This is a genomic window from Hahella sp. NBU794 (assembly GCF_050749805.1).
Lineage (GTDB): Bacteria > Pseudomonadota > Gammaproteobacteria > Pseudomonadales > Oleiphilaceae > Hahella.
Genome location: NZ_CP192738.1, coordinates 5,889,767 through 5,915,720, shown reverse-complemented (window position 1 = coordinate 5,915,720; position 25,954 = coordinate 5,889,767). Strand labels below are relative to the sequence as shown.

The window sequence follows — 25,954 nt, the reverse complement described above, 5'->3', positions numbered from 1 at the left end:
AACGGCGTTCCCAAAACAAAAGAAGCGCATTTTAGCCCGATCCCGCCCGGCTCTCCAGTTTGTCTAGCCAGTTGACGGAGCGGTAAGGTGCTGAGAGGGGGAGAGGCGTGCTAATATTGCGGCGCGATCCTTCCATCGCAAACAGATAAATGAAGGCTTCAGTTTTGAGGACGGGCATGCAGATTCAGCTTCCAATGTTTCAGAATTCACGGGTCGTAGTGGTTGGCGACGTTATGCTGGACCGCTACTGGTACGGCGCGACATCAAGGATTTCTCCTGAAGCGCCGGTGCCCGTCGTCAAAGTGGAGCAGTTGGAAGACCGGCCTGGCGGCGCAGCTAACGTGGCCTTGAACATCGCTGCGCTGGGCAGTGCGGCGGTGATTTTGGGGGTAACGGGTAAAGATGAAGCTGCGCAGTCACTGGCGGCGCGAATGGAGTCCGCTGGCATATTGGCGGATTTTCAGGAGCACGAGACTCTACCTACCATCACCAAGCTGCGGGTGGTCAGCCGTCATCAGCAGTTGATTCGCATGGATTTCGAAGAGAGCTTCGCTGGTGTTCCACAGGAGCCGCTGGAAAAGAAAGTTGCAGGCCAGCTAGCCGGCGCAGGGGCTTTGATTTTGTCCGATTATGGCAAGGGCGCCTTACGCGATCCGCAAGCTTTTATTCAATTGGCGCGAAGCAAACAAATCCCCGTGTTGGTCGACCCTAAGGGCAGTGACTTTGAGAAGTATCGCGGCGCAACTTTGATCACCCCTAACTTATCTGAATTTGAAGCAGTGGTAGGGCATTGTGCAAGCGAGGCGGAACTGGTTCAGCGAGGCTTAAAGCTGGTTGAAGAGCTGGAGCTTGAAGCGTTGCTGGTGACGCGCAGTGAACAGGGGATGACTCTGTTGAGAGCGGGACGAGCCGAGCTGCATTTGCCTGCCCAAGCGAAAGAAGTCTTCGATGTTACTGGCGCAGGCGATACGGTGATCTCCGTGCTTGCGGCCGCCTTGGCGGCAGGCAGTGAAATGGGGCAAGCGGTGGCGCTGGCCAATATTGCCGCCGGCATTGTTGTGGGCAAACTGGGTACGGCGTCAGTTAGTGCGCCGGAATTGCGTCGAGCGGTGCAGCAGGAACAAGGCGCTGGGCGTGGCGCGATGACGGTTGAGCAATTAAAGGTGGCGTTGGACGACGCACGCGCCCATGGCGAGAAAATTGTCTTCACAAACGGGTGTTTCGATATTATTCACGCTGGCCATGTGGGATATCTGGACCAGGCGCGAAAGTTGGGGGACCGATTGGTCGTTGCCATTAACAGCGACGCCTCTGTGAGCCGTTTGAAAGGACCCGCGCGCCCGATTAACCCCCTCGAACGCAGGATGGCCGTGCTTGCTGGGCTGGAAGCAGTGGACTGGGTGACCTGGTATGAAGATGACACGCCAGAGCGCTTATTAGAGATTCTGAAGCCGGATATCCTGGTGAAAGGCGGCGACTACAGCAAAGAACAAGTTGTCGGTTGGGAGATCGTCGAAGGTTATGGTGGAGAGGTTCGGGCGTTGGACTTTCTGGATAACTGTTCAACCACCGCCATCGTTGAAAAGATTCGCAAGGATCAGGACAAGTAGTCGCTACGCATTGTGACGGCCTGCTTTAAGGAAGGGGAATGACTGGCGACGCAGAAGCGTCGCCGAGTCCGCATCAGTTAACCTTTGTAGGCCGCCGCTGCGTCTTGAATCGCCTTACGGGCTGCTTCGCGGTCCGCCCATCCAGCAATTTTCACCCACTTGCCTTCTTCAAGATCCTTGTAGTTCTCAAAGAAATGCTCGATCTGCTTGATCAGCAGTTCAGGCAGGTCAGTCGGCTCGTTGACGTTTTTGTACAGCGGAGTCAGCTTGGAGTGAGGAACCGCCAGCAGCTTGGCGTCTTCACCAGCTTCGTCAGTCATGTTCAACACACCGATTGGACGGCAGCGGATCACTGCGCCTGGCTGGATCGGGTAGGGCGCAACAACCAACACATCCAGCGGGTCGCCGTCGTCAGACAGCGTGTGAGGAATAAAGCCATAGTTGCAGGGATAGAACATGGGCGTGGCCATGAAACGGTCGACAACCACCGCACCGGAGTCTTTGTCGATTTCGTATTTAATCGGGCTGCTTTGCGCAGGAATTTCGATTACGACGTTAATGTCGTCTGGCAGTTCTTTACCTGCGGAAATATTGTCAAAGTTCATAATCTGTACTTTCCATTCTATTAAAAAGCTGGGCAGCAAATTATAGGAGCTTTGCCCCGCTAAAACCAATAAGGCGTCTGTCCGAGCTTAGAGGCCGAGTTGCTTGGCGATAATCTCGTTCATGATTTCGGTGGAGCCGCCGCCAATGCTGAGTATGCGGGCGTCTCTGTACAGCCGCTCCACTACGGACTCGCGCATGTAACCCATACCGCCATGAATCTGCACGGCGGCGTCCGTTACCTCTTGGGCGGCCTGAGAGCAAAAGTTCTTCGCCATGGCGACCTCTTTGATCGGGTTGTCGCCGTTTTGTATGCGTTGAGCAATATTCAATGTGTAGTTGCGAGCAATCTCGACCTGTGTCGCCATTTCGACCAGGCGATGCTTGATAACCTGAAACTTGGCGATTTTTCTACCAAACGCGTCGCGCTGACGGGCGTAGCTCAATGCCTGTTCATAAGCGATTTGCGCGGTCATATAGCCCATGATGGAAAGCGCGAGGCGCTCCATCAAGAAGTTGCTCATAATGGCGATAAAACCACTGTTTTCGGGACCGATGAGATTTTCAGCCGGAACAAGGCAGTCATTAAAAAACAGCTCTGCTGTATCGCTCGCCCACCAGCCCATCTTTTTCAGGGGTTGGCCCGTGCTAAATCCCTCTCGCTCCCGCTCCACCAAAATCAGGCTGATGCCCGCGTGGCCTTCGCCGCCGGTGCGTACGGCCACCATGTAGAAGTCTGCCCGATGGCCGCTGGTGATGAATGTTTTGGAGCCATTTATACGATAAGCGTCACCCTCTCGTACGGCGCGAGTTTGCAGATTGGCGACATCGGAACCTCCGCCAGGTTCTGTAATGGCGAGCGCGGCGATTTTTTCGCCCTGGAGCACAGATGGAATCACTTTATCCTGCAGTATAGAACTGCCCCACCGGGCAATGGGCGGCAAGGCGATATCCAATGACCCCAGGCTGGCGACAAATCCGCCAGAAGTGCTGCGCATGAGCTCTTCGCTGACAGCGACCTTCATCAATATATCGCTTTCGCCGGAGCCTCCCCACTTTTCATTGAAGCCAACGCCCAGTACGCCGGCCTCTCCCGCCAGACGATAGATCTCCCGAGGAAACGAGCCAGCTTCCTCCCATTTCTGAATATAAGGCGCGACATGTTGTTTGATGAATGCGGCGGTTGTGCGCCGCGCCATTTGATGAGTCTCGTTGAACATGCGCAAGTCCCTTATCTAGTGGTTATCAGGCTCAGATTATCGATCAATTAAAAACCAAGCAAGCGCTTGTTTTTTAATTGAAGGAAAGAAGAGAGAATAGGGGAGGGCTGAAAAATGGGTAAATACCGAATCCTGAGAGGATTTTGAAAGACGCTTTGGTCGACTGGAGGCGGGAGAGATAAATGGCGCGATCCTGGGAGCGCGCCAGATTCTCAATCAGTCGTTGGCTTTGATGGTCTTTACGCCTTCCTGCGATCCCAGCAGGAGTACGTCAGCAGGGCGCATGGCGAACAGGCCGTTGGTGACCACGCCAGTGATTTGATTGATCTGCTGCTCCAGTTTTACTGGCTCCAGAATGCGCAGATTGAACACGTCGAGGATAATATTGCCATTGTCCGTCACACAGCCTTCTCGATAGACCGGGTCGCCGCCCAGCTTCACCAGCTCCCTGGCCACATAGCTGCGCGCCATGGGGATGACTTCTATCGGCAGTGGGAAGTCGCCGAGCACGTCGACCCATTTGGATTCGTCGGCGATACAGATAAAGGTTTTAGCGTTGGCGGCGACGATTTTCTCGCGGGTCAATGCCGCTCCGCCGCCTTTGATCAGCTCCAGGCGCGGGTTGGTTTCGTCAGCGCCGTCGATGTAGAACTCCAGGCCGGAAACGGCGTTAAGTTCATAGACGGGAATATTGTGTTTCTTCAAACGTTCGGCGGAAGCCTCTGAGCTGGCGACCGCGCCCTCGAACTGAGTTCTTACTTCCGCCAAGGCGTCGATAAAATAGTTGGCCGTGGAGCCTGTCCCGATACCAAGAATGGTATCTGTCTGCAAATGGGGTTTGATGTATTCCAGCGCCGCTTTTGCGACTGCCTGCTTTAATTCGTCCTGGTTCATAAGCCCGCCCTCAAAAATTTGGGAATTATAGACCTCGCATCCCATCAATAGTAGACGTTGGGTCCGTAATGCCGATATTATTTGGCGCTTAATTCCGCTAGCGATTTAGTAAGTTCCCATCATGCCCCACCGATATATAAAAAAGATCCTGGACGCCAAAGTCTATGATGTTGCGATAGAGTCTCCTTTGGAGTCGGCCCACCTGCTGAGCCACAGGTTCAATAATCATATTTTATTGAAGCGTGAGGACCTGCAGCCTGTTTTTTCTTTCAAGTTACGTGGCGCTTATAACAAGCTGGCGCAACTTTCCGCGATTGCTAAAGAAAAAGGCGTGATTGCGGCGTCTGCGGGCAACCACGCCCAAGGGCTGGCGCTGGCGGCGCAAAAGCTGGGCGTCAAAGCGACTATCGTGATGCCGCAAACCACGCCGGAAATCAAAGTGAATTCCGTACGGGCGAAGGGCGCGAAAGTGGTGTTGAAAGGGGACGCCTTTGACGAAGCAGCGGCGCATGCGCAAACGCTGGTCAAAGAAAAAGGCTACATCTATATACCTCCTTACGACGACGAGGAGGTGATTGCGGGCCAGGGCACGGTGGGCATGGAGATTATGTGGCAACACACGTCTCCTATTCATGCTGTGTTCGTTCCCGTCGGCGGCGGTGGTTTGATCGCGGGCGTCGCCGCCTACATCAAGTACTTGCGTCCGGATGTCAAAGTCATAGGCGTAGAGCCGGAAGACTCCAACTGTCTCCATGCTGCATTGAAGGCAGGCAAACGGGTGACATTGCCGGAAGTCGGCATCTTCGCCGATGGCGTCGCCGTCAAACAGATCGGTAAGGCGCCATGGGAAGTTTGTCGGCAGTATGTGGATGAAGTCGTTCTTGTCTCCACAGATGAAATCTGCGCAGGCATTAAAGATGTCTTTGAGGATACCCGCTCTATCGCTGAGCCAGCTGGCGCATTGGCGATTGCCGGTCTGAAGAAGTACGTGGCGAGAGAAAAAATTCAGGACCAAAACCTGATAGCCATTGTAAGCGGCGCGAACATGAACTTCGACCGCCTTGGTTATATCACTGAGCGCACTGAAGTCGGTGAGGAGCGCGAGGCGATTCTTGCGGTGAGAATTCCAGAGCGCCCAGGTAGTTACAAGCGTTTCATCCAGGCGTTAAGTCGCCGTAATATCACCGAGTTTAACTACCGTTATTGTGATGCGACGGAAGCGCAGATCTTTGTTGGCGTTCAGATCAGCTCTGGTCTGGAAGAGCGCAAAGAGTTGGTTGGCGCACTGGAGGAAAAAGGTTACTCGGTGCTTGATCTCACTGATAACGAAGTCGCCAAAATGCACATCCGCCACATGGTGGGAGGGCATTCGCCAGCGTTAACCAACGAGAAGGTTTTCCGTTTTGAATTTCCGGAGCGTCCCGGGGCGTTGATGAAGTTCCTCATGGCTTTTGGCGCTCGCTGGAATATCACCATGTTTCATTATCGTAATCATGGCGCCGCTTATAGTCGTGTTTTAATGGGCGCGCAGGTGAACGATGACGAAATGGCGGAGTTCCGGAAAATGCTGGATACCGTTGGTTTCCGGTATTGGGAGGAGACCAATAATCCTGCCTATAAACTGTTTCTAGGTGCCTGATAATTAAGAGGTTTTAATATAAAGGCAGAAACGGTCACACTATTGCGTTTTAAAGCTTTGATTTAAATCAGGCAGGAGTTACAATACTTTTCTATAATTTCAAGTTAAGACAATTACCTATTTGTCTGATTTATAAAATTAAAAAAACGCCAATGAAAATTAGGGGGATGCATGAAGCGCAAGCCTGACGTCATGCTTACGCTTGTGATCGTATTTTGCCTTGGGTTGGTCGTCAGCGGCTTCACAACCTTTGGCCACAAGGAAGCACGTACGTCGCCCACATATGTTTCCGTCGCTGGCGAGGACGTTAATTAGTCCCTGTCTTCCTGACGATTCGAGAAAAGCCCTGTTAACGCAGGGTTTTTTTGTTTCTGAAGCGGTGCAACTGCTGATCCGTAGCGACGGCGGACAATGGAATATCCCAGGGTTCGTGGGGCAACTCTGGAAGTTGCTGGAAATGATGAGCGAACCCAATCAATTTCGGCCTTTTGATAATGACTCGGCGGTCAGCAAAGGTGCGATCGTAATAACCCCCGCCCATTCCCAATCGGTTTCCCTGCTTATCAAACGCGACTAATGGAAAGCACACCACATCCAATGACCAGGGTGGAACTCTTTTCGCTCCCCGCAGCACAGGTTCAGGAATACCGTACTTATTGGGCTTGAGCCTGGCGCCGGGCTGATACCGAACGAACCATAACCGGTTATGGTAAAGCGGGTGTAACACGGGAAGGTAACAGGCTTTCTTTCTGCGCCACAGGCGCTGAATCGTTGGAAGCGGATTAATTTCCCCGTCGTTGGCGAGATATAGACCCCAACGGGCGCTGCGACTGAGATGAATGGCTGAGTTGAGTGATTTTCGCAAGCCGGAGGCGGCGGTGCGTTGTTGGGCGGGTGTCAGCGCTCTGCGTTTTTTGCGCATCACGCGACGAATAGACGCTTTATTCATAGCAGAAAAAGTAAACTCCCCGAGACAGCCGCTGTCTGACGTGGCCCTTGAACCCTTTGGTTCAAGGAGGTAACCGCTGGAATGAATTAGGCTTTCCCTTCAAGAGGGACTTGCACACATCACTCGCAGGAGGTAACCAATAATAAAATTCATCGGCTCGAGGACGTATCTGACTGGCGAGCAGTTCAGGGAGCTTGGGTCCTATTATAACGAAAAATGTAAAAAAAGCAGTGGGGTGAACCAGGAATATTCAATATTTTTTTCTTTTTTGATTACGTAATTGTATGTTTTGTAAAGTTATTTATTTCTCAATGCGGCATCCAGCTTTTCATGAAGCGTGCTCAGGGTGGTAGAGACCTGCTCGGTCTTCTGTCCTTGCTGCATTAGATCATACGTCAGGTTCAGGGCGGCCATGACCGCAATTCTCTCGGTGCCGTAGACTTTTCCCGACGCACGGATTTCTTTCATTTTCTGATCCAGCGCCCGCGCAGCGTCTTCCAGTTGACGTTGCGCTTCCGGAGGACAGGCGACCAAGTACTCCTTGTCCAGAATGGTGACGGTGGCTGTATTGTTGGTGCGACTCATTAACGTTGCTCCAAAGCTTTCAAACGACTGATCATGGCCTCGATTTTGGAGCGGGCCAGATCGTTCTTCTGTAATAGTTGCATGCGTTCCTTTTGCCAGTCTTCCTGCAGCTGGCGTAGCGCCTGATTATCTGCTTCGAGCTGTTTGCACTTCTGTATCAGGCGGTCAATTTTATCGCTTAACTGCTGCAACTGAGAAACATCCATAAGTTTTTCCAGTGGTATTGCTAGGGTTCTTCAGGAAGAGTTTTCTAACATGCCTCGACTTATGACGGACGCAAATCAAAGCGGAAAAATGTTAGAAAACCAAACTGTAGGCGCATGGGCGTCCAATTAAATATAAGTCGCCGATGTAAGGGGGTCAACGTGCGCACCCACGTGGCGATATAAGTGGGCGTCATGTTAGCATACACAGCATTATTCTGGCGTGAGTCGATCCTGATAAAGTTGACGTCAGAACCGTAAAAAACATGATGGCGAAAGCTTGAGCCGTCGCATATATATTCAATTGCGCCCGATGCGCTTTATTAAAGCAGAGCGGGCGTTTTTGCCAAATGAATTCTATTTAATAAGGTTACACCACTCGCCGTTGCAAGCGACATTGGTGAGACCTTTGGAAGCGGGCGGTTTTCGCCCGATTGGAGAGTTAAACGAATGTCCCAACCCTACCATGCCCTGCAACAACTACTAAACCGCATCGACGCAGACGCCACTCCAGCAGGCGTTCACGGTCTCTGGTGCGGAAGAATGGCGGCGGGAGATCGGGCGCAGGATAACGACTGGTGGAGCTATACGCAGCGTTTCGCCGGCAGCGTCAATGCGATTGAAGAAAACCTGCAAGCGGCTTTCAAAGCCGTATACGGCTACGCGGAAGCGGCGCTGATGCAGGATAATATGAGCTTTCAGCCCTGGTTGCCGGAAGACGCCGTGGAATGTTCGCTGCGTGTGGCGGCACTGGCGGACTGGTGCAGAGGGTTCGTCGAGGGGCTGACATCTGTCTTGGGCAGTGGATTATCCTCCTGCTCGGCGGATGTGCAGGAAGTTCTTCAGGATCTGGTGGATATCGGCGAGGTGGACCCGGAAGTAGATGGCGACGAGCAGGATGAAAGAGAACTGCTGGAGCTGACTGAGTTTGTGAAAGTAGCTGCGTTGAATGTGCTGCAGGAACTTACCGCTGCTAAAAAGAACGCCGCCCCGGAAAAGAAAACGCTACATTAACGGTCCAAGGACAAGGCCCGCCGGCAGTTTGTACGGATGTGCGCCATATTACGGATAACTAAAAGTTTAAGAGAGATAGACGTGCAAGCATTATCGATTCGTGAATATCAGAAACGTCGGCGCCACCTGCTTGATGTGATGACGCCCAACAGCATCGCTATTCTGCCTGCGGCGCCAATTCGCGTACGCAATCGTGACTCGGAATATCCCTACCGTCAGAGCAGCGATTTCCATTACCTCAGCGGGTTTGCGGAACCGGACGCGGTAATGGTGCTGATCCCGGAGCGCGAGCACGGCGAATCTATTTTGTTCTGCAAGGAAAAGAATCCGGACTACGAGCGCTGGAATGGCAAGTTGGCGGGACAGGAAGGGGCGATCGAACACTATCTCTTTGATGACGCCTTCCCCATCGACGATGTTGATGAAATTCTACCGGGCTTGCTGGAAGGTAAGCAGCGGGTTTACTACTCCATGGGACTGGATGAAAAGTTTGATCGCAGGGTCATGGAATGGATCAATGTCATTCGCAGCAAAATCAAGAATGGCGCGCACCCCCCCGGAGAGTTCGTGGCGCTGGAGCATACGTTGCACGACATGCGCCTGTTCAAGTCTTCCGCTGAAGTCAAAATCATGAAGCAGGCGGCGCGCATCAGCGCCGAGGCGCATAACGAAGCCATGCGCATTTGTAAGCCCGGGATGTATGAGTATCAGCTTGAAGCCGCCATTCAGCACGTATTTCTGCGGGAAGGCTCACGAGCGCAGGCGTACAACTGTATCGTCGGCGGCGGCGAGAATGCTTGTATTCTTCATTACGTCACCAATAACGACAAACTGAAGAGCGGCGATCTGGTATTGATCGACGCAGGCTGTGAGCTGGATTGCTATGCGTCCGACATCACACGGACCTTCCCGGTCTCCGGACAATTCAGCGCTGAGCAACGCACTATTTATGAAATCGTGCTCGCGTCCCAGGAAGCGGCCATCAAAGAAGTTCGTCCTGGTCGCCATTGGAACCAGCCGCACGAAGCGGCTTTGAAAGTGATTACCGAGGGGCTGCGTGAGATCGGTCTGCTCAAAGGCGAGCTGAATGAACTGATTGAAACCGAGGCCTACAAGAAATTCTTTATGCACCGCACGGGTCATTGGCTGGGCCTGGATGTCCATGATGTCGGCGACTACAAAGTCGGCGGCGAATGGCGAGTGTTGGAGCCCGGTATGGCGTTGACGGTCGAACCGGGTATTTATATCGCTCCGGAACTGGAAGATGTCGATCCACGCTGGAAAGGCATTGGCGTTCGTATCGAAGACGATGTGATCGTGACCAAGCAGGGCGGTGAGGTCATTACCTCGGGTACGCCGAAGAAAGTCGATGAAATTGAGGCCTTGATGCGGGGTAAATGATGACCCGTCACTACGATATCGTTATCGTCGGCGGAGGTCTGGTCGGCGCAACCCTGGCTTTGGCCTTACAGCAGTCTTCCCGGCGTCGCTTTCAGGTGGCGCTGGTGGAGGCGCACTCCTTGCAGACCTCGTCTGAGGGGCCCTTTACACCCAGTTTCGATGTGCGCTCCACGGCGCTGTCTCACGGCTCTCGCCTCTTATACGAGCGTATGGGGGTATGGCCCGCCATGGCTCCATACGCCGGAGGCATCAGCACTATCCATGTTTCCGAACAGGGCAAATGGGGCGCGACCCGTCTGCAGGCTAAGGAACAGGGGCTCGATGCTTTTGGCTACGTGGTTCCCAATGCGGCCATCGGACGCAGTCTTGTTGCCTCGTTAGAGGGATGGGCGGACTTAACCGTATTGGCGCCCGCAGAGGCGGTGTCTGCGCGGAGCTGTCCTGAGGGAATGACAGTGCGTCTGCGGGAAGGGGAGCATGAGAGGGATATCGTCGGAAGATTGCTTGTGCTTGCTGACGGAGGACGCTCCAGTCTGGCGGAGGGCTTTGGCGTCGCCAGCCATCGCGTGGACTATGGCCAACATGCGCTGGTGGTCAACGTGGGCCTTTCCCGTTCACATGACAATATCGCGTATGAGCGCTTCATTGATGGCGGCGCCGTCGCCTTTTTGCCGCTGGCGTCTGAGCGTGATGATCGCATGGCGGTGGTCTGGACTGTGCCGAGTAATCGCTTGCAGGGGCTGCTATCTCTGGACAAGGCCAGTTTCGCCGAGGCGCTGCAGTCTCAGATCGGCTACCGCATAGGACGTATTGTCCAGGTCGGCGATATCAATCATTACCCGCTTACGCTGCAAACCGCTCAGGAGCAGGTTCGAGAAGGACTGGTGCTGCTGGGGAATTCGGCGCATACGCTGCACCCTGTGGCGGGGCAGGGATATAACCTGTCTTTGAGGGATGCGCTGCATTTGGCGGAAGTGCTGAACGAGGCGGTCACCAGTGAAGAATTGGGTGGGCTGCCGATACTCAACAAGTATCTGGCGCGCCAGCAGGCGGACCAGAAACGCACTGTGACGGCCAGTGATGGGCTGATCAAATTATTTGGCGAAAAGTCCGCCTGGCTGGAAAGCGTCAGGCAGTTTGGCTTGATTAGTCTGAATCTGGCGCCTGCGGCGAAGCGTCGGTTCGCTGAGTACGCCATGGGCGTCGCTGAGCGCGCGCCGCAATGGCGTTGATTATTCGGAGTCTGCAAAGTAGAGGCTGCCTATTGTGAAGACACAATTTCCTGTCGCCGTCGTTGGCGGCGGCATGGTTGGCGCGGCGATCGCATTGGGGTTGTCTGCGCTGGATATAGAAGTGGCCCTGATCGATCCAGGTGGGCTAAACACGGCGACGCCTCCTAAGTGCAATGACGCGCATAGCTTCGATCCACGTGTCAGCGCTCTGACGCTGGCAAGTGAGAAACTGTTGCGCGAGCTGAATGTCTGGGCTGAGGTAGAGCCATATTGCCTGCGCTACACCGATATGGACGTTTGGGATAGCGGAGGGAGCGGTCGGATAGTGTTTTCCTCGGCCGAAGTGTACGAAAGCAGCTTGGGGTTGATCGTCGAAAACCGTGTGGTGACCTCGGCTTTGCATCAACGCATTGCTGAACGCTCTAACATCCACGTCATCAAAGATCAGGTGCGGGCGTTGAAGCCGGATGCTTCGGGTTACTCCCTCGACACCGGGAGCGGCGAGACGGTTTCTTGCCGAATGCTGGTTGGCGCGGATGGCGCTCTGTCACGTATTCGTCAGTGGTTGAGCATCCCGACTCGGGAATGGGATTACGGCCAGCAGGCGATTGTTGCGACGATAACAACCGCCCGCCCTCATCAGTTCACAGCCCGGCAGCGTTTTCTGCCTACAGGCCCGTTGGCTTTGCTGCCTTTACTGGATCAGAATCAAAACTACCGTTGTTCGTCTATTGTCTGGTCGGCGGATTCTGTGGAAGCGGACAGATTAATGGAGCTGGACGACGCCAGCTTCAAAGCGGCTCTATTCGATGCCTCCGAGCAGGCGTTGGGGGAAGTGGTCGATATCAGTCGACGCTTTGCTTTCCCGCTCAGGCAGAGACACGCTAAGCGTTACTTTGATTGCGGTGCGGTGCTTATCGGCGATGCGGCGCATACTATTCATCCCTTGGCGGGGCAGGGGGTCAATCTAGGATTTGAAGATGTCGCCGCCTTGCTTGATGAGGCGCGGCGCGCCTTGGGGCGGGGCATTCCTCTGGGACACGAGGAAATGTTGCGACGCTACCAGCGGCGGCGGCAGGCTGGGAACCTCTCCATGATGACGTTGATGGAAGCCTTCAAGCGCGGCTTCGGACATCCCTCTCCCATGATTGCCGGAGTACGGAACGCAGGATTGACGCTGGTGAATAAAACGCCGTTCATCAAAAAAGAACTGATTCGTCAGGCGATGGGTGTCTAACGTTAGAGACGGTGACGAGTCCGTGGCGGCGACGGCTTTCTGATAGCGCTCGCGGCCGTGCGATTTACAGATATAGCTTGCCGATTAGCGCGGGAATAACCGTTTCTACGCGAAGTATGCGCTTACCCAGGGTGAAGCCCTTAAAGCCGATTTCCTCCAGCTTTTTCACTTCATAAGGCGTAAAACCGCCCTCGGGTCCTACCGCCAATGTCAGCGGCCCGTTGACGTGTGGCGACTGCGCCTCGGAGGTGGGGTGCGCCACCCGGGCGTCGCTTCCAGCGATGATTTGCGGCAGCTCGTCTTCCACAAAGGGTTTGAACAGTTTGCGCATATGGATTTCAGGAAGCACCGTGTCCACTCCCTGCTCCAGACCCAAGAGGCTGTTTTCTCTCAGTGAGGCGGCTTCAAGCCAAGGGGTTTGCCAGTAGCTTTTTTCCACCTTGTAGGAGTTGATCAAGTAGATGCGTTTCACTCCCAGTGATACCGTGCTCTGAATCACTCTGCGCATCATCTTGGGACGGGGTAGCGCCAGGATCAGGGTCAGGTCCAATGGCGGCGGCGCGTCGGCGTTTAGAGTCACTTCCAGGCGCGCGCGCTCCTCGTTGATATCAAGTAAGCGAGCGGTTCCCATCTCTCCATTGATCTGGCCGACGCGGATATCGTCACCGGCCTGGGCTTTCAATACTTTGCGCAAATGCTCTGCGCGTCTGTCGGTGAGCGAGAGCTGACCGGACGCGGAAAGCTCTTCTGCGGAGAACAACAGGATATTCATAAAATCAGAACTAAGTCGGGAATCAGGTATTGATGGATTCTGAGTTGGAATCCGCAGTTGGCTCCACCCAGCGGCTACATAAGACGCCGACTTCAAATAGCAGCCACATTGGCACCGCCAGTAAGGTCTGCGAAATAACGTCAGGGGGCGTCAACAACATGCCGATGATAAAGCAGATAACCACAATGTAGGGGCGTTTCTCCCGCAGGCTGGCCACGTTGGTAATGCCGACCTTGACCATCAACACGGTGGCGATGGGGATTTCGAAGGCGAAACCGAACGCAAAAAACAGCTTGAGGATGAAGTCCAAATATTTGTTGATGTCCGTCATCACCGTTACGCCTTCAGGGCTGGCGCTGGCGAAAAAGTTGAACGCCAGCGGAAACACCACGTAGTAGGCGAAGGCGACGCCCAGATAAAACAGGAGCACGCTGCTTACCAGAAGCGGGATCGCCAGCTTTTTCTCGTGCTTATACAGCGCGGGAGCGATGAACGACCAGATCTGATAGAGAATGAACGGAATCATGAGAAAGATCGCCAACACCATGGTCAGCTTGAAGGGCGCCAGAAACGGCGACGCCACTTCGGTTGCGATCATGGTGGCCCCTTCCGGCATCGCCGCGCGCAGCGGTTTGGCCATATAGGCGTAGATTTCATTGCGAAACGCGTATAAAGGTAAGAACGCCACCAGCACAGCCAAAACGGAATGCAGCAAGCGGTTGCGCAGTTCAACCAAGTGATCAAATAACGGCAGTTCTTTATCTACGTTGTCGTCGCGCGGAGTCATTTCAGGAGCGGTCATGCTGCTTGGGGGCGTCGTCGGAATGGGAGTGGGATTCTACCGGTTGTGAGTCATGCCCGGAAGATGGCGTTTGGGGCGGGCTGGCTTTGGAGGACATCGGCGTAGCCGGGTTCTTCTCAACCATGTCCTCGTATTTCTTCGCTTCCGCCAGCGCATCGTTGACGGTTTGCTGGATTTTCTCCAGACCAAGCGTATCGCCTTCTTTGCGCAGCCGTTCCCGCATTTCCTCGGCCTTTAATTGCCGGTCTATCTCAGAGGACATCTGACTGACCATACGGCGGATGCGACCTACCCACAAGCCGGTTTTGCGCGCGGCGTAAGGGAGGCGCTCCGGGCCCAGCACCAGCAGGCCAATGACCGCAACCAGCACGAGCTCTGGGAATCCGATATCGAACATAAGCTATGGGTCGTCCGATGTGGATCAGCTGTGTTTGGATTCAGTCTTCGCGTCGTTGCGCTCTACGGAGCCTTCGATGGTGCGGCTCTCATTTTGCGACAGCTTCTTGGGCTCTTTGTCTTCCTCGGACTCGCCATCGCTCATGGCTTTTTTAAAGCCTTTCACCGCTCCGCCCAGATCGCCGCCAATGTTCTTCAGCTTTTTCGTACCGAATAGCAGCACGATGATTACCAGAACGATGAGTAGTTGCCACATGGATATGCCCATGATTGTGCTCCTTTGAAGTATTACTGCCTGATTACCAAATCCTACAAGTCCGACGTTAGCGCCGGTGCGGACTGTCCGCGGTTATTTCTTGCCTCGCGAGGCTTTTTCCTCAAGACCCGAAATGTCAAAGCGCCGGGCCAGCTCCTGCATGATTTCCTGTGGACCGATGTTCAGGTGACTCAACATCACCAGACTGTGAAACCACAGGTCCGCCGTTTCATAAATTACATTATGCGTTGAACCGTCCAGTTCCGCATCTTTGGCGGCGAGGATGGTTTCGGTGCATTCTTCGCCGACTTTTTCCAGAATTTTATTCAATCCCTTCGCATGTAGACTGGCGACGTAGGATGAATCCGGATCGGCCAGCTTGCGCTCTTCTAGCACTTTGCCGAGCTGGGTCAATATGTCGTTCATGTTGCGCTTTTCCAAGCCTCTGAAAACAAATTGTCTAAATCTTTATATCGCCTGCCGAGCCGTCACTTCACCAATCAATGAGAGAGTGAGGGACGCTGAGGGCGGGCGCTTATCCGTAGATATCTTTCGGATCTTTCTTCACCGGCGCATTGACCTTCCACTCTTGTGCGTCAAGAGAACGAAAAAAACAGTTCTCACGCCCGGTATGACAAGCAATTCCACCAATTTGTTCAACTTTCAGCAGCAATGTGTCGCCGTCACAGTCCAGTAGAATATCTTTTACCTTCTGTACGTGCCCGGAGGTCTCGCCCTTATGCCAGAGTTTTTCCCGGGAACGGGACCAATACACCGCTTCCTGCTTGGCTATCGTTGCAGACAACGCGTTTTCGTTCATCCACGCCATCATCAGCACGGTTCCAGTATCGTTGTCCTGGGCGATGACGGGGATAAGGCCGTCGTTATTCCACTTTATCGCGAGGCGCCAATTTTGCTCTGTCATTGTTACCGTTTTATTTCTTAAGTTGGAGGTTGTCACAAATTTGTAAACTGCACCCTTACTATCGCGCTATTTGGGGCGCATAAGCAAGTAAAGCCCAGCGACGGCGAGTGTCACGGAGGGCCATGGCAGCTCCGTCAGGCGTAAGGGCTGATCGCCAATCGCCATCGCCGCGGCGGACGCCAGCACCAAACCCGCGAGCCAGAAGTCGCGCCGTTGCTGCTTGTCCTTTTCAAACGCGCGACTCAAACTCGCCAGACTATCCTGGTTAGCTTGGTTGTAGCGGTCCAGATGACGCAGCTGATCAAAGGCTTCGTACAGAATCTGCGGCAACTCAGGCGTCTGCTCAATCCAGTCCGGCGCATGTTGCTTAATTGCCTTTAGGAGCCCTGGCGGCGCGATGCGCTGTTTCATCCAGTTTTCCAGGAAAGGCTGCGCGGTGGACCACAGGTCCAAATCTGGATAAAGCTGGCGTCCCAGTCCTTCAATGTTCAATAAGGTCTTCTGCAATAACACCAATTGCGGCTGCACTTCCATATCGAAACGGCGCGCTGTTTGAAATAACCGCACCAGGAACTGTCCGAAAGAAATGTCTTTTAGCGGACGCTCGAAGATCGGCTCGCAGACCGTGCGAATAGCGGCCTCGAATTCATTGACGCGAGTATGTCCCGGAACCCAGCCTGAGGATATATGTAGCACCGCCACCTGACGATAATCGCGGCGGAAAAAGGCCAGCAGGTTTCTGGCTAAATAAGATTGGTCTTCCGGCGTCAGTGTGCCGACGATGCCGCAGTCGATTGCGATATAGCGTGGATTGGCGGGATTACTGACATCCACAAAAATGTTGCCGGGATGCATGTCGGCGTGGAAGAAACTGTCTCGGAACACCTGGGTGAAGAAAATTTCCACTCCACGCTCCGCTAACAGCTTCATATTAACGTTGGCCTTGCGCAACTGCTCCACGTCCGCAATGGGAACGCCATAGATACGCTCCATGACCAGAACGCGGGAGTGGGTCATCTCCCAGTAGACTTCGGGAATATAGATCAGCTCGGAGCCGGCGAAATTGCGCTTGAGCTGGGATGTATTGGCGGCCTCCCGCTGCAGGTCCAGCTCGTCCAGAATCGTGTGCTCGTAATCGCGCACGACCTCGATTGGGTGTAGGCGCTTACCGTCTTCCCAGTAGTTTTCGACCAGTCGCGCCACCAACAGCATCAGCGCTATATCGAGGCGAATGGTCTTTTCTATGTTGGGGCGGATAACTTTCACCACCACTTCCTTGCCGTTTTTCAAAGTGGCGGCGTGCACTTGTGCGATGGAGGCGGAGGCCATCGGGTAAGTCTGGAAGTCGGCGAAGAGCTCTGAAATCGGGGACTTCAGCGACTCCTCAATGATCCGTACGGCTGAGTCGCTGGCGAAGGGAGGCACTTTGTCCTGCAGACGCTTGAGCTCATCCGCCAGATCTTCCGGCAGCAAGTCTTTACGGGTGGAGAGTATCTGGCCGAATTTGACGAATATGGGCCCCAATTCCTCCAGCGCGCGTCTCAGGCGCTCGCCGCGGGGTATTTGCGGCTTGGGAAACAGACGCCAGGGCGCCAGCAAAAACAACAGGCGCAATGGCAGCGGCAATAAGGTCAAGGGGGCGAACTCATCAAGCCGATAGCGGCAGATCACCCAGACGATTTGAATAAGGCGGTTAATTCTTCTCACTTATCAGTGTCTTTTACTGCGGGATTAAGGGCTTGTTGCAGGCGTTGCAGACGGGCTTCCAGACGATCGTAATCCATTCGGACGCGGTCGACCTCATCCGCCCAGTAGTTCATTTCATCTTTGCTTGGCGCGGTGCGGGCTTCATGGTGTACATACTCTTCCGCGTCACGGCGGAAGCTGTCGCCCACATGTTTCACCCAGCGACCGAAGCCTCGCAATCGCGTACCCAGAAAGTGGGCGGGCATATCGCCAAGATGCTCGGCCAGTTTGGCTTCCCAGTCCACTTCCAGATTGTTGGCGATGGCGGCGAGGCGCTGCGCCAGGCCCATATCGCCCTGGATGTGGATGTTTTGCGCGCCTCCTTTGTTCTGTAAATAACTCAGGAAGTCGCCAGGGGAGCCCTGAATGATGAGATCGACGTCGCCGCCGGCTTCATCTGCAAAACGAGGGCGTTCGCCCAACCTGACGTACAGAGACAGGTTGAAGGGCGTTAACGACAACTGGGCCCACTTGCCGTCCAGCTCCGCCAGACGTGCAGCGGAACCGGCGTCGTAGCGGAGTATCTCCGCCGCGATGCGCTCCGCCGTCGCATTGAGGGCGGTGAGGAGAAGCGGGTCGAAGGCGCTCATATCAGGCTTTGACGCCGGTATGCAGCGCGACTACGCCGCTGGTGAGGTTGTAGTACTTGCACAAGCAGAGTCCGGCCTGCTCCATCATCGACTTGAGAGTTTCCTGGTCGGGGTGCATACGGATGGACTCGGCGAGGTAGCGATAGCTTTCACTGTCCTGCGCGACAAGACTGCCCATCAGTGGCAACGCGGAGAAGGAGTAAGCGTCGTAAGCTTTGGAGACAATGGGGTTGGTGGGCTTGGAGAACTCCAGCACCAGCAGGCGCCCGCCAGGACGCAGTACACGCTGCATTTCCCGCAACGCTTGATCTTTGTCCGTCACATTGCGCAGACCGAAGGCGATGCTGACGCAATCAAAACTATTGTCAGGGAAGGGCAGCGCCTCGGCGTTGGCCTGCACGAATTCGATGTTGTCGCCGTAGCCGTGATCCAGCAGCTGGTTGCGGCCAACCTGCAGCATGGAAGCGTTAATGTCTGCGAGAACCACTTTGCCGGACGGGCCGACCAGACGTGAGAACTTTTTAGTCAGGTCTCCGGTGCCGCCGGCGATATCCAGTACCGATGCGCCGGTGCGGACGCCGCTTTTATCGATAGTGAAGCGTTTCCAGAGGCGGTGAATGCCCATCGACATGAGGTCGTTCATCAAGTCGTACTTGGCGGCGACCGAGTCGAACACTTTGGCCACATGGCTTTCTTTATCTGTGACCGGCACCTGTTTGTAACCGAAGTGGGTGGTGTCCCGCTCTGTCATTAGGTTGCTCCCGTAAAAATAATTGTGCGGTATTCTACCTGTGTCCCGGGGAAAGTCCTACCCGCGATTCACAGCCCAAGGCGGGATTTTTTTGCTTGATTTACATGACGAAAACCCATAAACAATAGCCTCCGCAATTAACCAAAGAGTTTTATAGATGTCAGTGATCGAACTCACCCGTGAACATAATCTTGATATGGATCATGCCGTGCAGGCGGCGGACGAACTGGCGCAGAGCCTGTCCGAGCGGTTCAGCGTCGACTATGAGTGGGAGGATAAAGTTCTGCGCTTTCATCGCAGCGGAGTTAAGGGGCAGCTGGAAGTGGCGGAGAGCCAGATTCATCTGCACATGGAACTGGGCTTCTTATTCCGTCCCTTCAAAGACCGCATTGAGCAGGAAATTCACAGCCACTTGGACGGGCTGCTGAAGAAAGCCTGATCATTCCGGCTTACGTCTCGTTATAGTCAGGCGTAAGCGCGCAGATTATCCGGCAGGGTGAAGGGAGAGTCCGCGTTAACCTGGATTTGTTCCAGGATGTGGCTTTCCCTCTGCATGATCACGCGCAATAACTGACTGACTCCGCCCATTTCTTTGAACGCCTTGAAGCCTCTGGACAGGAAGTTGTGCAACTGTCCCAGGCCCGCCATTTCCGCTGGACCTTCGGTAATTTTGAGGCTGAAGCTCACGAAGCGGCTTTTCACATACTTTTCCAGCTCATGACCGGTTTTGTCGATGAGCGTGATCTGGCGACGCCGGGAGGCGAAATTATCGCAACGCCGGAAGGCCTCCGCATAGTTGTCCTCGGTGATACGTTCGACGCGCATTTCCCGCAATACGGTGGCGATATGCTCATCCAATTGTTGCGTGAGCAGGTTCAACTCAACCAGGTCGGCGATTGTATGCAACGCGGAATCGGGAAGCAGTTTCACTATCACCGGAAACACCCTTTCCAGATCGGCGTCGCGGCGAGTGAATTCCTTGGGGGAATAAAGGTCTTTCAGCAGGAAGTCTAACGCTTCGTGGTAGCGCTGATTGCTGTACAGGTCATTATGGGTTCTTTTGAGGCGATCCGCCTGCCAGTCGCATAGCCGATCAATGTCCTGCGCCAGGGGATGCTCGTCTCTCTGCAGGCGATAGTTGTGGTAGTCCAGCAGTAACTGTTGCAGGCGTCGGGCGTTGGCGGTTCTTGCGTTGACGCTTAACAGTTTCTCTTTGGACATGAGTGATCCCCGCCATTTGGCTTCAGAAAACAGTCTTTCGGCGTAAATGCGATGGCTCATCGCAACTTATGAATGATTGGCGGCAAGTTTACTAAAGATAGATTAGAAAAGCCTACCTAACTTTTTGTCGCGTTCCCGTAGTTTGTGATTGGTTACTCAGTTGTGAGGGCTTGGAGGAGGTCAAACCGGCGCGTCCCTGGCCGGAAGTGAGTGGTCAGCAGAGTGTCAGGCGCCGGCGACGGCCGCATTGGGGAGCAGCGATAGCGGCGGCACCCATTCCTGGCTGTCCAGAGTGATAAAGTGGCTGGTGGCGCCGGTTTCAATGATGCGTATGGCGTTGGGAGAGTTTTCGGCGCTTTGCAGCATGGCGTCCCGGTCCAGAATGCGATCGATCTTGGGAATCAGGATGGTGCCATGACGCATGTGCTCGTAAGCCGTCATGTCGCCTTTTTCCATCCAGGCCAGAATATTCTCGATATTGCGCACAATGGTGAGATGGTCCCGTGTGGATGAAAACAGACGATCCAACAATACCCGTTTGCGGGGATTCATTCTGCCGAAGAAAGTTTGCCCGTAAGTGGTGGAAGGAGCGCTGTTGACCAGACGGATCACCCAGGGCCACATGCCGTGACTGACTGGGTCGAGCAATGCGCGGGCCAGTGCGTGTAGCTTGCCTTGTGGCAATACTGGCGCTTCCAGCACGACATCCACATTGGCGTAGAGTTCGGGCCACTGCTTGATGGCTTCCAGAATAACGGCGCCGCCCCGAGAGTGACCATGCACCCGCACCCGATTGGTGCTGGGCATATTCTGCAGCACCTGATTAAGAACGGCGGCGTCGTACTCGATGGTCGCTTCAAGATATTTGATGGGCGTCTGCCAGGGCGCGGACTCCAAGGTCGGTCCGCTGACGGGAATATGGTAATTGCTGCAGGTGAGCAGGATCAGCTCCGTGTCGGGAGCCTGATAGGTCTGGGTGAAGTAACAGTGATTTTCCAGAAATCCGTGGACGCCGATGACGGTGTTTTCCGCCGGAGCGCTATGATTGCGGAGGGATACCGCGCCTTTTCCCACGGAGTAGACCTTACCGGAAAACATCTCGGTATAGGCCGGATCAATTGGTCGTAACAACTTACGGGCATGGACTGCTTTCATGGTAGTAACTCCCACCGTCGCGCCGCCCCGTTTTCCGCACGCTTGGAGATGCTCGTCTCCTATGGCTGAAACAACAACGGGTTTATTATATTTGTATGAACTCGCAACTGGACGACACTTTGGTTGTTTGCGCCTATAGGTTAATTATGGCGCCTATTTCGTAAGCGTGGAGGCTAATCTTAAGTCTTATATATAAAGTGTCGCCTGATGCTCTATGGTTTCCCCATGGACACATCAGTTAAACTGCCAGGGCGCATTCCGCAAACTCGCCGGTTTCTGCTCGAAAAATCCGGCAAAATCCAACCAGGCAGTCAGGTTGTCGCACTTTGATTATAGGATTGCCGCTTTTGAGCCAGTGTTAAAATTTGTAATCGCTCTGTAAAGAAGTTTGCGATTTTCAGCCATTATGGCTAATGACCGAATTGTAGGGGGAGGTGCGGCGAAAGCTCATGTCAGATAATCACTTTGAGCCGGTAAGCGGCGTTGATTCAGCCTGGTTACGGTTGGATCGTCCGACAAACCTGATGGTGATCACCGCGATGGCGGTGGTGGAGCCGATTCCCTTCAACAAGCTGAAAGAACTCATCAACTCCCGGTTTCTGGCCTTTCCCCGCTTTCGGCAAAAGCCGGTTAATCACTCCGGATTCTATTTCTGGGAAGAAGATCCCTACTTTTCTCTGGATTACCACGTTCGCAAAGTCGCTCTGCCGCAGCCGGCGGATAAAGGCGCTCTGGAAAAATTCATTGGCGACCTGATGAGCACGCCCTTAGACCCGGGTAAGCCGTTGTGGCAGGTCTATCTCATTGAAAATTATGGCGATCATCATGTCTGTGTGATGCGGGTGCATCATTGCTATGCGGACGGCCTGGCGCTGGTGGCGGTGTTTGGTTCGCTGTCCGACCAGTCTCCCAACATCAATCCATTTCCTCTGGACCCAGGCAAGCAGCGAGACGCCGGCGTGCGTGCGCGGCAGTCTTTTGTCATGGGCATGGAGACGCTGTCCCGGGCGGTGGAAAAGTGCACCAAGCTGCGCTATCGCATTGCGGAAGAGGGTAAAAGTATCCTACGGGAGCCTGGTTATGCCGTGGAGGGCGTCAGGCAGGGGCTGAACGGGGCCGCGGAGATTGCGCGTCTGGCTGCTTTGGAGGCGGATGATCCCACACCTTTGCGTGGTGAGTTGGGCGTCATGAAATGCTGCACCTGGTCCGAATTGATTCCCCTGCATAAGTTCAAAGAGGTCGCTCAGGCGTTTGGCTGCAGCATCAACGACGTGTTGCTCAGTTGCGTGAGCGGCGGCTTAAGACGCTTGTTGCAGGATCGAATGGATCAGGTGGACGGGGTGCGTTTGCACGCCACTTTGCCCGTCAATCTGCGGCCATTGGAGACTAGATTGGGCAGAGAACAGTTACAGGAGTTGGGCAATCAGTTCGGCACGGTCTTCGTTCCGCTGGCGGCGGGCATCGGCAACCCCATTGAGCGCCTGTACAAGATCAAGCACGATATGGCGGCGCTGAAAGAGTCAATGCAACCCAGCCTTTCTCATGCATTGCTCACCGCAATGGGGCTGTTTCCCCAAGGCGTGCAACAGCCGCTGCTGGAGCTTTTCAGTAATAAGACGTCGATGGTGCTCTCTAATGTGCCTGGCGCGCGTCGCGCTCGTTATCTGGCGGGCAGCAAAGTAAAAGAGTTAATGTTCTGGGTGCCGCAGACGGGCGATATCGGGCTCGGCGTCAGCCTGTTGAGTTACAACCAGTCCGTGCAGATCGGCATCAACGCGGATCGGGCGCTGTTGCCGGAGCCTGCTGAACTGACCCGCGCGATGATCGACTCTCTGGAAGAATACTGTTCTCTCACCGGCATGACCTGGCAGGCGGCGGAAGCCCGCTCCCATCGCAAAGCTTGAGCACAGGCGGCGCGCAATGCGCCGCTTTTGCCAATTGCATCAATGAATTTATCTTTGTGTAACCTAAGATTGCAGTTGGTAACTCCCTACTGAGCTCTTTGATTGCGATGAATAACAATAAATACAACCAGGGGCCTGTGCATTGGTCCCGAAGTGCGCTTATCGTCGTAGCGGTTGCAGTGACTCTGCAGGGCTGCGAAAAGCTGGAAACTAAACCTAAAGATCCTACCGTACCAAGCCCGGACTTTGTTCTCAGCGGCTTGCAATATGCGTCGGAAATCTCGTTGCAGCGGGATCAGGGGCGCGTAATGCGTTCAATCATCAGCGGCAACTCCCGCGCAGGGCTGGGCGACCTCTTGGATAAAGGCGGCAATGGCGGTTACGCCAAAATCAATACGCCTAAATACAAATTTGACGACGCGGGCTTCATGAATGCCTCCGGCTCGCGATACGGCGGCATCAGCGCCGCTGGCGATCTTTTCTTCCTGACGGATGTCGCCGCCATCAGCACCACTTTCTACGCCGGCGTGAAGGTCGATGAAACCGCTACCGCCGAAAACCCGGACGGCGATATCGTCTATCAGAAACCAGACCTCACCCAGGGCGATTATCTCTGCATTGAGGAAACCTATTTCCCCAGCGGCGCGGACAACAAGCTCACCGTGCAGATTCACAAAGCTACTTTAGACGCAGACGGAAACGGCGTCTTACAGCGTATCGGCAGCACCGGTGTGGGCGCAGCCTCGGAAAGTCGGTCGATTGCATACTCTTTTGACGACGAGGCGGTTCTAAGCTGGTCCGATCCGGCTTTGGACGAGGCGTTTGATGAGGTTGTCCAGAACGCTGGATACACGTTGGACTGTCCAGTGGATAACGACGGCAACCCAGTCTATGACCCCTGTCGCTGGAGCGTTCGCACTCTGGGAGGAGCGTCCCCTGATGGTCGGGTGTTCCATTTTTCCCGGGTGGCCTGGAAAGAGCTGGTCCCTGTAACGCCATCCGAAGACGACAGTCCCGGCAACGCGGAAGTCGGCGGCTGGCGACCGGTGGCAAGCTCGGCGATATGTCTGCGCACCGCCACGGATATGGCGAATAACGTTCTGCAGGGAGAGTACTGGCTGGGCGTCGTGATCGAAGATCAGGACATCCCTCAGGCGACGTTCAGTCGTTTGACGCTGGATGGCGCGGGGGCTGGCGTTGACAGTCAGATACGCGCTTCGGCGGGAATTGCGACGCGTAATCTGAGCGTCTCCTATAACGTGGAGCTGAACGGCGAGCTGACATACAGCGGCCGGATGGGAATCGCATCCGCCGATGGCGAGTTGCTGGTGTTTGACGCCAGTGATCCTGCAAACGGTAAGATCGGCTTCGGCGTCGCCATGAAAAATCAGAAACCGGCGGGGCAAGAAGAGTAACTGGAACGGTAAGATCGGGACGTATAAAAACAATAAAGGCCATCTTGCCGATATATCTGCAATTTTCACGCAAGATTTCTGTCTGCAGGGATGTGTGGACGCGCAAAATACGCTAGCATTTTGCGCGTTTATATTCAGATTACCTGATGCCCGGAGAGCGCTCCTGCTTTTCGGGTCTTGCCGGAGATATCCTATGCCTACCCATGAAATCCGCCATCCCTTGGTCCGTCATAAAATCGGCCTGATGCGGCGGGCTGAAATCAGCACCAAAAGCTTTCGCGAACTCGCTCAGGAAGTGGGAGCGTTGCTGACTTATGAAGCGAGTAAAGATTTCAACTTGGGCACGGAGGTTGTGCAAGGTTGGGCCGGGCCGGTGGAAGTGGAGAAGCTGAAAGGCAAGAAAGTAACCGTCGTGCCGATTCTGCGCGCAGGACTGGGTATGCTGGACGGCGTTTTATCTCTGATTCCCGCAGCCAAAGTCAGCGTAGTGGGGCAGGTTCGCAACGAAGAAACCCTGGAAGCGAAAACCTATCTGGAAAAGCTGGTGGGTGAACTGGATCAGCGTCTGGCCTTGATCATCGACCCCATGCTGGCGACCGGCGGCTCTATGATTTCCACAATCGATCTGCTTAAGAAAGCAGGCTGCTCCGAAATCCGCGCATTAGTGCTGGTGGCGGCGCCGGAGGGCATCGCCGCAGTAGAGAAAGCCCATCCTGACGTGCACATCTACACCGCCGCCATTGATGAAAGGCTCAATGAAAAAGGTTATATCCTGCCTGGTCTGGGCGACGCCGGCGACCGCATTTTCGGCACCAAGCAGAAGAGCTAACCTTCGCGCTTTCTGCCTGGGAGAGGCCGGCTCTTAGAGCCGGTCCACCAGCGGCGTTGAGTAGTTCAGTTCCATGTCCCAGGGGAAACGCATCCAGGTTTCCTGAGACACTTCTTTGATGCACAGGTCCACAAAAGGCCGACCCAGTGGTTTGGCGTAAAGCGTGGCGAAGAATGCATTGGGAATCAGGTTGCGCACCACTTTGGCGGTTTTACCCGTATCCACCAGATCATCCACCAGCAGATAGCCTTCACCGTCGCCAATGACGGAAGCGTCAAAGCTCTTGATGACATTGACGTCATCGGACTGCTTCTGCTCTTCATAGCTGACGGCGCAAACGGTGTCGATGTAGCGAATGCCCAATTCGCGAGCGATGATGCCGGCGGGGATCAAGCCTCCGCGGGTGATGGCGATAATGCCTTTCCAGCGGCCCATATCGATCAGCTTGCGGCATAACATCCGCGTGTCCCGATGAAGTTCTTCCCACGAAATAAAGATGGTTTGATGGTATCTACTGTCGCTCATAGTCTGCTTAGGTCACTTTCAGGCTGGCCTGCGACCCCGCCCGGGATCGCTGAGGCATATAAAAGGTTGCATATGCTAAC

Annotated in this window: 28 protein-coding genes and 1 other RNA gene; 10 read left to right on the top strand and 19 right to left on the bottom strand. The window is 54.5% G+C overall.

Annotated features, from left to right (window positions below; all coding sequences use genetic code 11):
• Window positions 1–176: 176 nt before the first annotated feature.
• Complete coding sequence (gene hldE / locus ACQYWX_RS25805; RefSeq protein ID WP_431686850.1) at window positions 177–1,610, top strand: bifunctional D-glycero-beta-D-manno-heptose-7-phosphate kinase/D-glycero-beta-D-manno-heptose 1-phosphate adenylyltransferase HldE; 1,434 nt, start codon at window positions 177–179, stop codon at window positions 1,608–1,610.
• Window positions 1,611–1,687: 77 nt separating this feature from the next.
• Here hldE and ppa read toward each other — a convergent pair whose 3' ends face one another.
• The 3 genes from ppa to rpiA form a co-directional block, all read right to left on the bottom strand.
• Window positions 1,688–2,215, bottom strand: a complete 528-nt coding sequence (gene ppa / locus ACQYWX_RS25800; protein WP_216737953.1) for an inorganic diphosphatase — start codon at window positions 2,213–2,215, stop codon at window positions 1,688–1,690.
• Between the two features lie 87 nt (window positions 2,216–2,302).
• Window positions 2,303–3,433 (bottom strand): acyl-CoA dehydrogenase family protein, encoded by a 1,131-nt coding sequence (locus ACQYWX_RS25795; RefSeq protein WP_431686849.1) that lies wholly within the window; start codon window positions 3,431–3,433, stop codon window positions 2,303–2,305.
• A gap of 216 nt (window positions 3,434–3,649) precedes the next feature.
• Window positions 3,650–4,327: a ribose-5-phosphate isomerase RpiA gene (gene rpiA, locus ACQYWX_RS25790; protein WP_431686848.1), complete on the bottom strand. Its 678-nt coding sequence runs from the start codon at window positions 4,325–4,327 to the stop codon at window positions 3,650–3,652.
• A gap of 121 nt (window positions 4,328–4,448) precedes the next feature.
• On the opposite strand from rpiA, the gene ilvA reads away from it, so the two are divergent.
• Window positions 4,449–5,966 carry a threonine ammonia-lyase, biosynthetic gene (gene ilvA, locus ACQYWX_RS25785; RefSeq protein WP_279505517.1) on the top strand — a complete coding sequence of 506 codons (1,518 nt, stop codon included), beginning with the start codon at window positions 4,449–4,451 and terminating at the stop codon, window positions 5,964–5,966.
• 349 nt (window positions 5,967–6,315) lie between these two features.
• On the opposite strand, the gene ACQYWX_RS25780 is transcribed toward ilvA, so the two are convergent.
• The 4 genes from ACQYWX_RS25780 to ACQYWX_RS25765 form a co-directional block, all read right to left on the bottom strand.
• Window positions 6,316–6,915, bottom strand: a complete 600-nt coding sequence (locus ACQYWX_RS25780; RefSeq protein WP_431686847.1) for a 5-formyltetrahydrofolate cyclo-ligase — start codon at window positions 6,913–6,915, stop codon at window positions 6,316–6,318.
• Window positions 6,916–6,927: 12 nt separating this feature from the next.
• Window positions 6,928–7,110: non-coding RNA, 6S RNA (gene ssrS / locus ACQYWX_RS25775), on the bottom strand.
• Window positions 7,111–7,212: 102 nt separating this feature from the next.
• Complete coding sequence (locus ACQYWX_RS25770) at window positions 7,213–7,500, bottom strand: cell division protein ZapA (RefSeq protein WP_127973401.1); 288 nt, start codon at window positions 7,498–7,500, stop codon at window positions 7,213–7,215.
• Window positions 7,500–7,706 carry a TIGR02449 family protein gene (locus ACQYWX_RS25765; RefSeq protein WP_011395022.1) on the bottom strand — a complete coding sequence of 69 codons (207 nt, stop codon included), beginning with the start codon at window positions 7,704–7,706 and terminating at the stop codon, window positions 7,500–7,502. Before ACQYWX_RS25765 ends, ACQYWX_RS25770 begins: the two co-directional genes overlap by 1 nt.
• Before the next feature lie 447 nt (window positions 7,707–8,153).
• Between ACQYWX_RS25765 and ACQYWX_RS25760 the strand changes: the two genes are divergently transcribed.
• From ACQYWX_RS25760 to ACQYWX_RS25745, 4 genes are read left to right on the top strand one after another with little or no spacing between them, the layout of a single operon-like run.
• Window positions 8,154–8,717, top strand: coding sequence for a UPF0149 family protein (locus ACQYWX_RS25760; RefSeq protein ID WP_216737948.1), 564 nt, complete (start codon window positions 8,154–8,156; stop codon window positions 8,715–8,717).
• A gap of 36 nt (window positions 8,718–8,753) precedes the next feature.
• Complete coding sequence (gene pepP / locus ACQYWX_RS25755; protein ID WP_431686846.1) at window positions 8,754–10,118, top strand: Xaa-Pro aminopeptidase; 1,365 nt, start codon at window positions 8,754–8,756, stop codon at window positions 10,116–10,118.
• Complete coding sequence (ubiH, locus tag ACQYWX_RS25750) at window positions 10,115–11,350, top strand: 2-octaprenyl-6-methoxyphenyl hydroxylase (RefSeq protein ID WP_431686845.1); 1,236 nt, start codon at window positions 10,115–10,117, stop codon at window positions 11,348–11,350. Before pepP ends, ubiH begins: the two co-directional genes overlap by 4 nt.
• 34 nt (window positions 11,351–11,384) lie before the next feature.
• The gene (locus ACQYWX_RS25745; RefSeq protein ID WP_431686844.1) at window positions 11,385–12,587 is read left to right on the top strand and encodes a UbiH/UbiF/VisC/COQ6 family ubiquinone biosynthesis hydroxylase; all 1,203 of its coding nucleotides are present in this window, start codon (window positions 11,385–11,387) and stop codon (window positions 12,585–12,587) included.
• Between the two features lie 64 nt (window positions 12,588–12,651).
• Here ACQYWX_RS25745 and ACQYWX_RS25740 read toward each other — a convergent pair whose 3' ends face one another.
• The 9 genes from ACQYWX_RS25740 to ubiE form a co-directional block, all read right to left on the bottom strand.
• Entirely contained in the window at window positions 12,652–13,359 is a 708-nt protein-coding gene (locus tag ACQYWX_RS25740; protein ID WP_431686843.1) for a 16S rRNA (uracil(1498)-N(3))-methyltransferase, read from the bottom strand.
• 22 nt (window positions 13,360–13,381) lie between these two features.
• Window positions 13,382–14,161: a twin-arginine translocase subunit TatC gene (gene tatC, locus ACQYWX_RS25735; RefSeq protein WP_253938449.1), complete on the bottom strand. Its 780-nt coding sequence runs from the start codon at window positions 14,159–14,161 to the stop codon at window positions 13,382–13,384.
• Window positions 14,148–14,558: a Sec-independent protein translocase protein TatB gene (gene tatB / locus ACQYWX_RS25730; protein WP_279505531.1), complete on the bottom strand. Its 411-nt coding sequence runs from the start codon at window positions 14,556–14,558 to the stop codon at window positions 14,148–14,150. The genes tatC and tatB overlap by 14 nt, the downstream gene beginning before the upstream one ends.
• A gap of 24 nt (window positions 14,559–14,582) precedes the next feature.
• Window positions 14,583–14,825, bottom strand: a complete 243-nt coding sequence (gene tatA / locus ACQYWX_RS25725) for a Sec-independent protein translocase subunit TatA (protein WP_216737942.1) — start codon at window positions 14,823–14,825, stop codon at window positions 14,583–14,585.
• Between the two features lie 81 nt (window positions 14,826–14,906).
• Window positions 14,907–15,239: a phosphoribosyl-ATP diphosphatase gene (locus ACQYWX_RS25720; protein ID WP_127973395.1), complete on the bottom strand. Its 333-nt coding sequence runs from the start codon at window positions 15,237–15,239 to the stop codon at window positions 14,907–14,909.
• A gap of 109 nt (window positions 15,240–15,348) precedes the next feature.
• Window positions 15,349–15,738, bottom strand: coding sequence for a phosphoribosyl-AMP cyclohydrolase (gene hisI, locus ACQYWX_RS25715; protein ID WP_431686842.1), 390 nt, complete (start codon window positions 15,736–15,738; stop codon window positions 15,349–15,351).
• A gap of 66 nt (window positions 15,739–15,804) precedes the next feature.
• Window positions 15,805–17,445 carry a ubiquinone biosynthesis regulatory protein kinase UbiB gene (gene ubiB / locus ACQYWX_RS25710; RefSeq protein ID WP_127973393.1) on the bottom strand — a complete coding sequence of 547 codons (1,641 nt, stop codon included), beginning with the start codon at window positions 17,443–17,445 and terminating at the stop codon, window positions 15,805–15,807.
• On the bottom strand, window positions 17,442–18,074 hold the full coding sequence (locus ACQYWX_RS25705) for a ubiquinone biosynthesis accessory factor UbiJ (protein ID WP_431686841.1): 633 nt from the start codon (window positions 18,072–18,074) through the stop codon (window positions 17,442–17,444). The genes ubiB and ACQYWX_RS25705 overlap by 4 nt, the downstream gene beginning before the upstream one ends.
• Window position 18,075: 1 nt before the next feature.
• Window positions 18,076–18,825: a bifunctional demethylmenaquinone methyltransferase/2-methoxy-6-polyprenyl-1,4-benzoquinol methylase UbiE gene (gene ubiE, locus ACQYWX_RS25700; protein WP_279505535.1), complete on the bottom strand. Its 750-nt coding sequence runs from the start codon at window positions 18,823–18,825 to the stop codon at window positions 18,076–18,078.
• Window positions 18,826–18,982: 157 nt separating this feature from the next.
• Between ubiE and ACQYWX_RS25695 the strand changes: the two genes are divergently transcribed.
• On the top strand, window positions 18,983–19,264 hold the full coding sequence (locus ACQYWX_RS25695; RefSeq protein ID WP_127973390.1) for a polyhydroxyalkanoic acid system family protein: 282 nt from the start codon (window positions 18,983–18,985) through the stop codon (window positions 19,262–19,264).
• A gap of 26 nt (window positions 19,265–19,290) precedes the next feature.
• Here ACQYWX_RS25695 and ACQYWX_RS25690 read toward each other — a convergent pair whose 3' ends face one another.
• Window positions 19,291–20,046, bottom strand: a complete 756-nt coding sequence (locus tag ACQYWX_RS25690) for an FFLEELY motif protein (protein ID WP_279505537.1) — start codon at window positions 20,044–20,046, stop codon at window positions 19,291–19,293.
• Between the two features lie 225 nt (window positions 20,047–20,271).
• Complete coding sequence (locus tag ACQYWX_RS25685; protein WP_216737939.1) at window positions 20,272–21,201, bottom strand: alpha/beta hydrolase; 930 nt, start codon at window positions 21,199–21,201, stop codon at window positions 20,272–20,274.
• A 449-nt stretch (window positions 21,202–21,650) separates the two neighbouring features.
• On the opposite strand from ACQYWX_RS25685, the gene ACQYWX_RS25680 reads away from it, so the two are divergent.
• The 3 genes from ACQYWX_RS25680 (at window position 21,651) to upp (ending at window position 25,349) form a co-directional block, all read left to right on the top strand.
• Window positions 21,651–23,105 (top strand): WS/DGAT/MGAT family O-acyltransferase, encoded by a 1,455-nt coding sequence (locus ACQYWX_RS25680; RefSeq protein WP_431686840.1) that lies wholly within the window; start codon window positions 21,651–21,653, stop codon window positions 23,103–23,105.
• A gap of 107 nt (window positions 23,106–23,212) precedes the next feature.
• Window positions 23,213–24,520 (top strand): hypothetical protein, encoded by a 1,308-nt coding sequence (locus ACQYWX_RS25675; protein WP_431686839.1) that lies wholly within the window; start codon window positions 23,213–23,215, stop codon window positions 24,518–24,520.
• A 193-nt stretch (window positions 24,521–24,713) separates the two neighbouring features.
• The gene (upp, locus tag ACQYWX_RS25670) at window positions 24,714–25,349 is read left to right on the top strand and encodes a uracil phosphoribosyltransferase (RefSeq protein WP_011395043.1); all 636 of its coding nucleotides are present in this window, start codon (window positions 24,714–24,716) and stop codon (window positions 25,347–25,349) included.
• Between the two features lie 33 nt (window positions 25,350–25,382).
• Here upp and gpt read toward each other — a convergent pair whose 3' ends face one another.
• Entirely contained in the window at window positions 25,383–25,874 is a 492-nt protein-coding gene (gene gpt, locus ACQYWX_RS25665; protein WP_127973384.1) for a xanthine phosphoribosyltransferase, read from the bottom strand.
• Between the last annotated feature and the right edge of the window lie 80 nt (window positions 25,875–25,954).

Coding starts and splice junctions, on each gene's coding strand:
- hldE (WP_431686850.1), top strand. CDS start 177: ATGCAGATTCAGCTTCCAATGTTTCAGAATTCACGGGTCGTAGTGGTT.
- ppa (WP_216737953.1), bottom strand. CDS start 2,215: ATGAACTTTGACAATATTTCCGCAGGTAAAGAACTGCCAGACGACATT.
- ACQYWX_RS25795 (WP_431686849.1), bottom strand. CDS start 3,433: ATGTTCAACGAGACTCATCAAATGGCGCGGCGCACAACCGCCGCATTC.
- rpiA (WP_431686848.1), bottom strand. CDS start 4,327: ATGAACCAGGACGAATTAAAGCAGGCAGTCGCAAAAGCGGCGCTGGAA.
- ilvA (WP_279505517.1), top strand. CDS start 4,449: ATGCCCCACCGATATATAAAAAAGATCCTGGACGCCAAAGTCTATGAT.
- ACQYWX_RS25780 (WP_431686847.1), bottom strand. CDS start 6,915: ATGAATAAAGCGTCTATTCGTCGCGTGATGCGCAAAAAACGCAGAGCG.
- ACQYWX_RS25770 (WP_127973401.1), bottom strand. CDS start 7,500: ATGAGTCGCACCAACAATACAGCCACCGTCACCATTCTGGACAAGGAG.
- ACQYWX_RS25765 (WP_011395022.1), bottom strand. CDS start 7,706: ATGGATGTTTCTCAGTTGCAGCAGTTAAGCGATAAAATTGACCGCCTG.
- ACQYWX_RS25760 (WP_216737948.1), top strand. CDS start 8,154: ATGTCCCAACCCTACCATGCCCTGCAACAACTACTAAACCGCATCGAC.
- pepP (WP_431686846.1), top strand. CDS start 8,754: ATGTGCGCCATATTACGGATAACTAAAAGTTTAAGAGAGATAGACGTG.
- ubiH (WP_431686845.1), top strand. CDS start 10,115: ATGATGACCCGTCACTACGATATCGTTATCGTCGGCGGAGGTCTGGTC.
- ACQYWX_RS25740 (WP_431686843.1), bottom strand. CDS start 13,359: ATGAATATCCTGTTGTTCTCCGCAGAAGAGCTTTCCGCGTCCGGTCAG.
- tatC (WP_253938449.1), bottom strand. CDS start 14,161: ATGACCGCTCCTGAAATGACTCCGCGCGACGACAACGTAGATAAAGAA.
- tatB (WP_279505531.1), bottom strand. CDS start 14,558: ATGTTCGATATCGGATTCCCAGAGCTCGTGCTGGTTGCGGTCATTGGC.
- tatA (WP_216737942.1), bottom strand. CDS start 14,825: ATGGGCATATCCATGTGGCAACTACTCATCGTTCTGGTAATCATCGTG.
- ACQYWX_RS25720 (WP_127973395.1), bottom strand. CDS start 15,239: ATGAACGACATATTGACCCAGCTCGGCAAAGTGCTAGAAGAGCGCAAG.
- hisI (WP_431686842.1), bottom strand. CDS start 15,738: ATGACAGAGCAAAATTGGCGCCTCGCGATAAAGTGGAATAACGACGGC.
- ACQYWX_RS25705 (WP_431686841.1), bottom strand. CDS start 18,074: ATGAGCGCCTTCGACCCGCTTCTCCTCACCGCCCTCAATGCGACGGCG.
- ubiE (WP_279505535.1), bottom strand. CDS start 18,825: ATGACAGAGCGGGACACCACCCACTTCGGTTACAAACAGGTGCCGGTC.
- ACQYWX_RS25695 (WP_127973390.1), top strand. CDS start 18,983: ATGTCAGTGATCGAACTCACCCGTGAACATAATCTTGATATGGATCAT.
- ACQYWX_RS25690 (WP_279505537.1), bottom strand. CDS start 20,046: ATGTCCAAAGAGAAACTGTTAAGCGTCAACGCAAGAACCGCCAACGCC.
- ACQYWX_RS25685 (WP_216737939.1), bottom strand. CDS start 21,201: ATGAAAGCAGTCCATGCCCGTAAGTTGTTACGACCAATTGATCCGGCC.
- ACQYWX_RS25680 (WP_431686840.1), top strand. CDS start 21,651: ATGTCAGATAATCACTTTGAGCCGGTAAGCGGCGTTGATTCAGCCTGG.
- ACQYWX_RS25675 (WP_431686839.1), top strand. CDS start 23,213: ATGAATAACAATAAATACAACCAGGGGCCTGTGCATTGGTCCCGAAGT.
- upp (WP_011395043.1), top strand. CDS start 24,714: ATGCCTACCCATGAAATCCGCCATCCCTTGGTCCGTCATAAAATCGGC.
- gpt (WP_127973384.1), bottom strand. CDS start 25,874: ATGAGCGACAGTAGATACCATCAAACCATCTTTATTTCGTGGGAAGAA.